Source organism: Flavobacterium sp. LMO8, assembly GCF_009495755.1.
GTDB lineage: Bacteria > Bacteroidota > Bacteroidia > Flavobacteriales > Flavobacteriaceae > Flavobacterium.
In genome coordinates this window covers 1-4280 of the sequence record NZ_WIBJ01000010.1, presented here as the reverse complement: position 1 = coordinate 4280, position 4280 = coordinate 1, and the positions used below count along the sequence as shown (strand labels likewise).

2 protein-coding genes are annotated in these 4280 nt (G+C 35.1%); both read left to right on the top strand.

Annotated features, from left to right (window positions below; translation table 11 throughout):
* Nucleotides 1-241: OmpA family protein (locus GFJ94_RS01720; RefSeq protein WP_153199598.1), on the top strand; the 241-nt coding region annotated here is incomplete at its 5' end.
* Nucleotides 242-390: 149 nt separating this feature from the next.
* Nucleotides 391-4280: choice-of-anchor J domain-containing protein (locus tag GFJ94_RS01715; protein WP_153199780.1), on the top strand; the 3890-nt coding region annotated here is incomplete at its 3' end.

Below are 4280 nucleotides of genomic sequence, written 5' to 3'. Positions count from 1 at the left end.
AAACATGGTCATCTTCGCAAAATCGCATACAGATAGCAGAGGAAGTGATAAGTACAACATGAATTTATCAGACAGAAGAGCAAAATCGACTGTTCAATACATAATCAGCAAAGGAATAGCAAAAGATAGAATTTCAGGACAAGGCTTTGGTGAAACTGAACCTAAAGTAGCTTGTGATAAATGCACTGAAGAACAATACGCACAAAACAGAAGAAGTGAATTCTTAATTGTGAAGAAATAATTTGATTTTCAATAGCATATGTCTCTATTTTTATTAACTTGAGACATATGCTTTTAATCGATTAAATAAGTTTTTGGTCGATAATTAAGAAAGACACTAAATATTTGTGTAAATTTGATACTTAAACAAATCATAACTATATATTAACTATGAAAAGAATATTACTTTTTATAATGACATTTTTCTCAATCTTCAGTTACGCACAGTTTCCTGAGGGTTTTGAAGGTGCAACTTTTCCTCCTACGGGTTGGTTAGTGGAAGATAATGGAGTTGGAACAGCTCAAAGTTGGGGAAGAACTAATGCTACTGGTTTCGGATGGGTTCATCAAGGAACTTGGTCAGCAATGGTAAATAGAGATAATGGAGGAACTTCAACTGGATTAGCAGAAGATTGGTTAATAACACCTCAAGTTACTATACCTGCAAACGGACAAATTAGATTTTATTCTAGATCCGGATCTAATGGAGAGCAAGGAAGCGTTTATAAAGTGTTGTTGTCAACAACAACTCAAAATAGAGCAGCTTTTACAACTACCTTAGCGACTTATACTGAACTGGATATTCAAAATCTACCATTTGAACAAATCGTTATTTTGCTTGATGCATATGCAGGTCAAAACGTTTATTTTGCTTTTGTAATGGAAGTAAATAATGGTTTAGGTGATAGATGGATTTTAGATGACGTAAAAGTTGATCAACAATGTTTAACACCGACAGGTTTAAATGTTATTCCTTTTTCTACAACTGCTGATTTATCTTGGACAAGTCCTAATCCTGCTGGTCCATGGGAAATTGAGTATGGGCCACAAGGATTTGTACCTGGAACAGGAACTATAGTAAATGTTGCTACAAATAATTATACTCTTACTGGTTTATCACCTCTTACATCTTATGGTTTTTATGTTAGAACTATTTGTGAGGCAGATAATGTGAGCCCTTGGTCACTTGTTAATAATTTTACAACTTCTATTGCTCCTCCTATCTGTGGAGGAAATTATGTTGATAATGGGGGACCTACTTCAAATTATAATAATAGTTCTGATGAAACAGTAACAATTTGTCCAACAAACCCTGGAGAAATAGTTACTGTGACATTCACATCTTTTGATACTGAAGCAAATTGGGATGCTGTTTATGTATACGATGGTGACCTTATAACATCTCCTCAAATTTCAAGTGGTAATGGAGCTGGTAATGTTCCTGGAGGGGTTCCAGGGGGTTTTTGGGGTACAACAATTCCAGGTCCATTTACTTCATCACACCCAAGTGGGTGTTTAACTTTTAGATTTAGAAGTGATTCCTCTGTGAGTAGAGCTGGATGGATAGCTAATATAACATGCTCAACATGTCCAAGTCCTACACAATTGTCACTTTTAACTGCTACTTATAATTCATTAGAGGTTTCTTGGAATAATGTTGCGCCATCTGCAACTTCATTTGAAGTAATATGGTTGCCTGCTGGATCACCAGCTCCAAACGCTGCTTCAACGGGTCAAGTTGTTGCCGCAAGTCCTTATACAATTACAGGATTAAATTCTAACACTGCTTATGACGTTTATGTTAGATCAATTTGTGGTGCAACAGTTGGAGATTGGTCAGTGGATAGTACTTTTAGTACTTTACCAAATTTTTGCGCAGGTGATCATTTTTATGATTTAGGTGGTGCTACAGGTAATTATCCAAATAATGTTACTGCGGTAAATGGAACTACAACTATTTGTCCAGAAAACGCTGGTGAAGTAGTTACTGTTTATTTTAATTCGTTTGATTTAGTAAGTAGTATTAATGATTCATTAACAATTTATGATGGAGATACTGCAACAGGAACTCCAGTAGGAACTTATTTTGGGTCAAATATTATTCCATCTTATGAAGCTACATCACCAAGTGGATGTCTAACTTTTGTTTTTGTATCCAATGGTTCTCAAAATGCGGCTGGATGGGATGCATCTATTGTATGTGGGCCACCATGCCCATCTATAAATGCGGTCTTAGATTCTACAACTCCTACTTCTGATGCACAAGATATTATTCGTATTTGTCAAGGTCAATCTATCGAATTTAATGGAAGTGGTGTTTTTGCTGCTGATGGTACAGGAGCAACTTATACATGGGATTTTGGCGATAGCAATACAGCAACTGGTCAGACTGTTTCTCATTCTTTTGCAAATGAAGGAATTTATCTAGTTAATTTATTTATAACAGATGCAAATGGTTGTAGAAGTACAAATAGATTTAATCAATTAGTATATGTTTCAACTACTCCAACATTTACGAGTACAGTTTCTGATGATGAAATTTGTCTTGGACAAAGTTCAATATTAACGGCTACAGCAACTCCAGTAACCTTTGTTAAAGATTGTGCACCACCAGTTAGTGGAACTACATTTTTGCCAGATGGAAGTGGGGTGTCATATCAAAGTACAATTCCTGTTGATTGTTTTCCATTCGGAACAACTATAACTGCTGCAAGTCAAATTACCTCTGTATGTCTTAATATGGAGCATTCCTATTTAGGAGATTTAGAACTTAGACTTGTTAGTCCTACGGGTCAATTTATTGTTTTAAAAGCTTACACCGGATTAGGTGGTGGAGGTGGTGCTACTTATTTAGGTTGCCCATTAGATGATCCTACTCCAGGTCCTGGAACAGGTAGAGACTACTGTTTTACCCCAACAGCTACAGGATACTTAGTTGATGGTGCTACTTCAAATTGTGGGACACCAAATAGAGCATCTATTAATTCTGGAGATTATCAGCCTGTTAATCCTTTTACAAACTTAATAGGTAGTGCTTTAAATGGAGATTGGTCTTTAATTGTTACAGATAATTTAAGTATTGATAATGGTTATATTTTTGACTGGAGTATAAACTTTGATAGCTCATTATTGCCAGCTGATTATGATTTTACACCAGTAATTGTTAGCGAAGGTTGGGATCCTAATCCAGATATTACAAATGTTTCAGGAAATCAAATTACAGTTAACCCTGCAGCAGTAGGAAATCACTGTTATACATATACTGTTGTTGATGATTTTGGGTGTAGTTACAGTCACCAAGTATGTTTAGATGTTTTACCTGGTGTTGAGTTAACTAATTTATCTGTAAATCCTACTGAAATTTGCGAAGGTGAAGAAGCTATTTTTACATTTAATGGTACACCTAATGCAATTGTAACTTACAATATTAATTCGGGGGCTGATCAAACTATAACGTTAGATGGTACTGGAAGCGAAATTTTAACATTAACGGGTTTAACTATTTCAACTACAGTTAACGCTACATACATGACGGCAGCTTCTGTTCCAATATCTGGTAATGGGATTTCTGCTGTAGGTGGAGTTAATCCTGTTAATTCTACAGGAGCTATTTTGGCAGCAGGTACAACTGCAAATACTGCAAACTCAACAACTATTAATGCTTCAAATAATTTAGTAACTTTAACTTTAGCTCATGTTGTTCCTGCGGGTACACCTATTACTGTTAGTATTGCTAAAAATAATACAACTGGAGCTGTAAATATTGTTGATGGTCCAACAACCTTGTTATTTAACACAGGTGCATTAAGTGTTTTACAGCATATTGTATTTATTAAAGGAACAACATCTAATACGATAACATTTAATAGAGTTAATGGATCTGTTTTCTTAGATGGTGTTTCATATAGTTATAATGAATTAGGTTGTGATTTAAATTTAAATTCCAGTGCAACAGTAATAGTTAATGCAGCTCCAATTGTTGCAGTTACTCCTGCTACTTGTACTGCTGATGGATCTGCTGTAATTTCTAATTATAGTGCTACTTTGACTTATGTTTTCACACCAGCTGGACCTACTGTTGATGCAACAGGTAATATATTAAACGCTGCTTTTGGAACTTCTTACAATGTAGAATTAAATAATGTTACTTGTTTAACTAGTCCTACATCTTTTGTTATTGATGCTGCATTAAGTAATTTACCAACTCCTGTTATAGATACTACAGCACCAACGTGTTTAGCAGATGGATTTAGTACAATTTCAAATTACGATGCTACATT